Source organism: Streptomyces klenkii (genome assembly GCF_003626645.1).
GTDB classification, from domain to species: domain Bacteria; phylum Actinomycetota; class Actinomycetes; order Streptomycetales; family Streptomycetaceae; genus Streptomyces; species Streptomyces klenkii.
Window position 1 is genome coordinate 1 of sequence record NZ_RBAM01000044.1, and the last position, 5,943, is coordinate 5,943.

At 62.3% G+C, this 5,943-nt stretch carries 2 protein-coding genes and 2 pseudogenes; 2 read left to right on the forward strand and 2 right to left on the reverse strand.

Features of this window, described 5'->3' with window-relative positions; genetic code table 11:
- Positions 1–126 precede the first annotated feature (126 nt).
- Positions 127–424: pseudogene (locus D7231_RS34300) on the forward strand (transposase family protein); the annotation flags it as partial.
- Between the two features lie 1,122 nt (positions 425–1,546).
- Here D7231_RS34300 and D7231_RS38700 read toward each other — a convergent pair.
- Entirely contained in the window at positions 1,547–1,870 is a 324-nt protein-coding gene (locus D7231_RS38700) for a helix-turn-helix domain-containing protein (RefSeq protein WP_120760239.1), read from the reverse strand.
- Between the two features lie 913 nt (positions 1,871–2,783).
- On the opposite strand from D7231_RS38700, the pseudogene D7231_RS38705 reads away from it, so the two are divergent.
- Positions 2,784–3,693: pseudogene (locus tag D7231_RS38705) on the forward strand (transposase).
- Between the two features lie 905 nt (positions 3,694–4,598).
- On the opposite strand, the gene D7231_RS34315 reads toward D7231_RS38705, so the two are convergent.
- Positions 4,599–5,378: a transposase gene (locus D7231_RS34315; protein WP_199739520.1), complete on the reverse strand. Its 780-nt coding sequence runs from the start codon at positions 5,376–5,378 to the stop codon at positions 4,599–4,601.
- Positions 5,379–5,943: the final 565 nt, after the last annotated feature.

The following is a 5,943-nucleotide window of genomic DNA, read 5'->3' on the forward strand; positions in this document are numbered from 1 at the left end:
GTCCTGGCCGCCCAACGACGTGAACGCGCACGTGTCCGCAGCGAGAAAGGCATCCGCTGGGGCGGCAGACCACGACAGCCCGCAGCCTGACCACCACCCCGGCGAACCCATGCAGTCACAGCACTAGACGGGACCCCGCTGTGGTTCTGACGCGCGCTTCCGGGGCGCCCCCACGACCTGACGGCACCCGCGCACATGGCATCGTTCAGATCTGTCCCACCAAGGAAGCCCTGAGCCTGACCGACCATGCCTACCAGGGTGCCGGCGCCACCGTCCGCACCCCGTACTACGGCCACCACGAACTTCCCAAGCGCTACCAGCAGTTCAACCTGCCCACGCTCGACTGCGTGCTCCCAGCGAACACGCCGTTGCTCGCCTGAAGTCCTGGCGCATCCTCCGCGGAGCCCGTTGGAGGCAGAGGTAATCGAGCCAGCTGTGCCTACCGCTCGTAGCACGTCCTTCCCGCCGACGGTTCCCCGCGCAGCCAGGTAGGGAGCTGTTGTCGAAGTCATATGGGCGCTACCTGAGTCGGCTCTGCGTCTCCCGGGAGAAGCCAATAACCGATGCCTCGGGGGCGGCAGGCCAGCGCTCTCGCTGCCCCCTGGCCGTTGTCGCGTTGCTGACCAAGGATCCGGGCCGCGACGACTGGCATGTTCCATGACAGTCCTGACCCCGCTTCAACAGAAGAGGAAACGTTGATCTTACTTACTCTTTACCGTTGGACGGGTAACCGGAATCTGCGAGAGCCGTTTGTAGGCATGTCGGATCACCATCTTCTTGTATGGGAGGAATGAGGATGGGACCATTTGTTCGCATCGCTCGGTCGGCAGGAATCTGTGCGGCTCTGGCAGGAGCCGGTCTTGCATCGGCCGCCCCGGCCCATGCTGTTCCCACCCCACCGAGGCCGAAGCCGGTGACACGGGGAGCATCGGTAACGCCGGTCCCCGCCCCGTCGCCGGCCCCATCGACGGCTCCGGCATCGGGGTCCAGCGGTGAGTCGGTCATCAACGACCGCAAGGCTTTGAATCTTCTGGTGGTCAACCAGAGCGACAACGAAGTTCAGCGGATGAGGACGGAGACGAGGGGCGGCGGCTGCAACACGCACCTGAAGAGCCACACGACCGGTTTGGTACTTCTGGGCCCGATCACTGAGAGTGACTCCTCCATCAAGCAGTGCTCTTGAGGATCTGTCTTTTATAACCCGACCACCGTCCAGGGGGGTTGACTCTTCACGAGTTGGACATCTACCCTGCGGCGTCGGGAATCGGTGCAGCCGCGTACGCGGCTGCACCGTCCGGGGCGACTCCCGAGTGCCAACAGGAGGGGGTGGAAATGCCCTCCGTGCTGGTCTATCGGCCCTGCACCTTCTACGGGACTCCCGACTCCCCCCGGGGTCCGAAGTTGCCCGGTACGTCTCGTGCGGCAGCCAACTGCACGACGAGCGACGACGCCGTCCGTCGTCGAACCCTGTACCCGGCACCGTGAAGGCGGGGTGCCCCCGCTCCCGACGAGCCCTAGAAAACCTTGAACAAGGCCGGGCTCGTACCTACCTTTGCCGCATTTCTGCGGAGTAGCCCATCGACGGGCAGGCCACGCTCTGATCTGCGAGTTGCCTCCTTGGCTCCCGCTTCATCCGCCGTTCCTTCTCCGTCACCAGAATGTGATCCTCGCGGTACAGCCATGCTCCACTCTTCAGGTTCCGCGCAGTGGGCTGCAAGTATCCTCGTCTCACCCATTGCCGGATGCAGGACGGCTTCACCTTCACCATCTCTGCAGCTTCCACAGCGGTCAGGAGGCGTAGTTGATGGTGAGTCCCAGAAACTGATTCAAATGGTGACACTGGAATGAACTGCTGTGCGAGAAAATCCATGACATCCCTTTAAAATTCATGACTGCAACAGTCGATGCAACTCTCGTGTGGAGAACCGACTCACAGATCATCAGGCCGAGGCGGCTAGTTCGTTGTGGACCTGAACGATCGGGACTACCTCGGTACACGCCGTCCGGGGGCCACGCATCGCGATCTATTGAGCGCAGACAACGCAAGACCCGAGGTGTGGTGCAGAACCGGATTCAGCGCCGGAGAGTAGCGGCTTGGTTCCAATGGATCGCGCCCCGCTGGAGGTCGGCATGTAGATCGGGCCCAACCGGAAAATTGGGCCTACAGCATGGGACCGAAACCAACGAAAGACCGCACATACCCCACCCTGCTATGGTTCACAGAAAGGCTCCCGTGGAAAGGGTGAAGTATCTCCGCAACCCCTTGGGAATGCTCCCAGACTGGTCGGTACCCAAACGAGGCAACTGGGACGACCGGTAAGTCAACAAGGGGCGTAAGTGCGCCCACTGCGGCACACGAATCCAGCCTCGTTAGAGATTGTGACAGCCTGGGGAGGGGCGGTCAATAGCCTAGTTCAAGAGCATTCCTGATGTCTTTGATGTTTCTGAGGGGCGCCGGAGATAGAGATGCTGGGAAAGACTTGTATCCGCAACTGTGCAGCGAACACTTGTACCTCGGCGGCACGGCGCCTGTGCCTGAGATCCCGTGGTGCCGCGACGGCGCCTTCGCGAAGCACACGGCAGAAGGCTGGACGCCGCCTTCCTGCGTGCTCTTGTCGTCCGTCCGGGTGGCCTCGTTCGTCTCAAACGGTTTCTGGTTGCACTTCCGACTCTGTTGCTCATGGGGTGCTGCTGATGACCTTTGACGGGCGGTATAACGAGTGGTGCGTGATAGCGGGTGGGGCGTGCCTTCTGGCGGGTGGTCTGACCGGACTGTGGCGATCATGGTTAGCCAGGTGGTCTTGGCGCATCGGTTGTCCCTTGGGGACTCCCGGCGTCATCTTGCCTATCTGGTACAGGATTTGGTGGTGCCGTGGTAGGCCGGTACCGAAGGCCTACGCCATGCTGCGCGAGGTGGGGATAGGAAGCGGGCCGAGGGTGCTGTCGCCCGGCACACGCTGGCCTTCGTCGACCGGCTGGTGGCCACGCTGATCCGTGTGCGGCACGATTTGCCGCACACGGTGCTGGGACTGGTGTTCGGCGTCGACCGCTCCACCATCACTAGGACTGTCGGGGAGATCCGACCCCCTGCTGGTCGCCGGGGGAGAGGAGGAGAGGGAAAGCTCTGGCCTGCGTCTTCAGGCTCTGACAGGTGTGTTCCCCGACGCTCAGGCCGAGGGCGTCGAGGCGCGGCTGGACGCCCGCGAGATCCAGGTCCGCAGGCCATCGGCCGGCCGCGGCGGACGAGCGCGTTCGTCTCGGGCAAGAAGAAGCAGAACACGATGAAGACCACCGTGATTGCCGACTGGTGTGGCCGCGCGTTATGGATCGATCCTGTGATCTGGCCGCATGTACGACGCCATGGCCGTCTGCAACAAGGGCATCGCCGTCTGCTTGTAGCACATCCCCGATGCGGAGGTTCTCCTGGACGGCGGCTATGTCGGCCTGGGACGCGACCACCCAGGCTAGGAGATCATCCGGCCAAGAAGGCCACGGCCCCGAGCGGTGCCCGGAAGAATGGGACAGCGGGAACGTGACCGCCACGGGCTCTCGTCCGGCCGCATCACCGTCGAACGCCTTTGCCGACCACAAACGCTGGACCAACTGATGCGCTGGACCCACCGCCGCGACCGCCTGTCGGGCACCTACCGAGCCATCGCCAGCCTCGTCTCCGACCGCACGGTCAGCTTCTAAGCGCGGGTAATAACCAAGCCAAACACCTCCCGCCCGCTATCACGCACCAACTCGTGATGCCGGGTCGCATGGCCCCCTGGATCGTTGGATGCCACCGCACGCGATTAACCCGGAGATCGGGTCAGAGGGGGCGTCAGACACACCTGCCAGCCCAGCCGTCCGGCTGGTCCGAGACTCTACGCGCAGTGCGGTTCAAGGCTCTCCTGCTGCTCGGCATCACCGCGGCCTGCAAGCACTCATGGCGTATGGGGATCACGAAGTGGTTCGCCCTTAACGTCAACGAGTTGTCGCTTGTCGACCACGTGCAGCTCGCTCAAGTCCTCGCTAGTGGACCGAAGATGACCGCACCGGCACGGAGATCGTAGGGCAGTGGAGCGACCTGCACGACTATAGAGGGTTTGCGGCGCGAGGGGCACTGGTTCGAAGGTGCTCCGGGGTGGAAGCGAGGTTTCGTCACTCGCAGTAGATCGTTGGGATTTTTGTGGAATACGCGCGGTCGTGTTGTTTATGCCCAGGCGTACCAATCGTGGGCGGCGACGGGAGGCACTATCGTGACTGCATGGTAATGGGGCATGTATAAGTGATGAATATAGGTGATCATCACAGCGGATTCCATGAATTAAGGCGAGTGTCGAATCTATGGATGGCTCGTGGAACGGATGTCATGATGAAGGGTCAGAATTTCGGACGTGTAACACCGGTCGCCACGAACACCCTCAGCCAGGCCGGGGTCGCGTATTGTGACCTGCTGAAATCCGTAAGACCCTCTGGGGCGTGACTGGCCTCCAACGTAGTAGGACAGCGTTCTGCCGCATGGCTTCCCTGCATCCGCCCCCTATAAAGATCTTCTCGTAACTCCGTAACTGTGCTGCGGTGGTGTGGGTGTTGCTGGGCTTGGGGCTCGGTCAGCCGGTGAGGGCGAGGTTGTGCATGTGGGCGACGCTGCTGGTGGCCCAGTAGACGCCGTTGCCCTTGAGCCGGCAGTCGCGGAGGATCTCCCAGTTCTTCATGCGGGCGAAGACGTGCTCGACGCGTGCCCGCCCCCGACGGTGGGAGGCGTTGTGCTCTTCCTTCCACTGCGGCAGCCGTTCCTGTCCGGCCTGGCGGCGGTGCGGGATGAGCAGGCCGTTGCGCCGGTATGCGCCGTCGGCGATGACGGTCGCGTCCCCGCAGGCCGTGTTGATGCCGGAGTCGGCGAAGGCGGTGCAGTCGTTGTGGTTGCCGGGCAGGGATTGGCCGACGGCGAGGACGAGCTTGGTGTCGGCCTTGATGAGGAGCTGCATGTTCGTCGAGTACCTGTGGTTCTTCGATGAGGTAGCGACCGACCGGTCCCGCGTGGGCACCAGCGTTCCGTCCACGACGAGCACGTCATTGCTGCCCGGCCTGCGATTGGCGGGCGTGAGGGTCAGCAGTGGGCCGTGCCGTTTGATGATCCGGCCGACCGCTGCTGTGGAGATCCCGAACAGCGGGGCGAGCTGCGGCATGGACAGGTTCGTGCGGCAGTACATCGCCACCAGCAGCACCCGGTCCTCCAAGGACAGCGACCACGGACGGCCTGGCCGACCGGGATCCAGGGCCTGCCCGCCAGCCCGGTGGACGGCCTTGACCAGCCGCTGGAACTGCCGCGGGCGCAGCCCGGTGAACACCTCGACGAACTCACGACGCTGAGCGGAGACCACCTGCACGACCAGACCAACGCAGACCAACCAGCATGGTTACGAGAAGATCTTTGGAAGAAGAACTGTGGGGAGAAGTATCCAAGGTTACACCTGTCAGACGACGTCAGGGCAGGCAGTAATTTGACGCCTTGTCAGCTGCGGGGTGGCTCCCGATCCCATTCTCAGGTGTAACTGATTCCCTGTCCGTGGTGAACTTTGAGGGACTGGGCTCGGTGATGCAGAGTCCGGGTTTCCGGCCACCGAGATACATCACTGATGAGTACCTGTCAGGTGACAGGTGCCTCATCTCGCTGAATCCCTGCACGGCTGCGCATAGGACACCACTAATCACCCCAATTGCAATACCAGCGATAACGATTCCTATCACAGTTCGATTCATCACCACTCCCAACTCTGTTCAAAAATACTAGAAATCTTTGAAAGGATACTTAACTAAAGATCTCCTCTCTAGAGATCTTCTCGTAACTCCGTAACTGTGCTGCGGTGATGTGGGTGTTGCGGAGTTCTGGGCTCGGGTCAGCCGGCGAGGGCGAGGTTGTGCATGTGGGCGACGCCGCTGGTGGCCCAGAAG

Bases quoted from the DNA above. Each gene is read 5' to 3' on its own strand.
- D7231_RS38700 (WP_120760239.1), bottom strand. From the start codon at position 1,870: ATGGATTTTCTCGCACAGCAGTTCATTCCAGTGTCACCATTTGAATCA.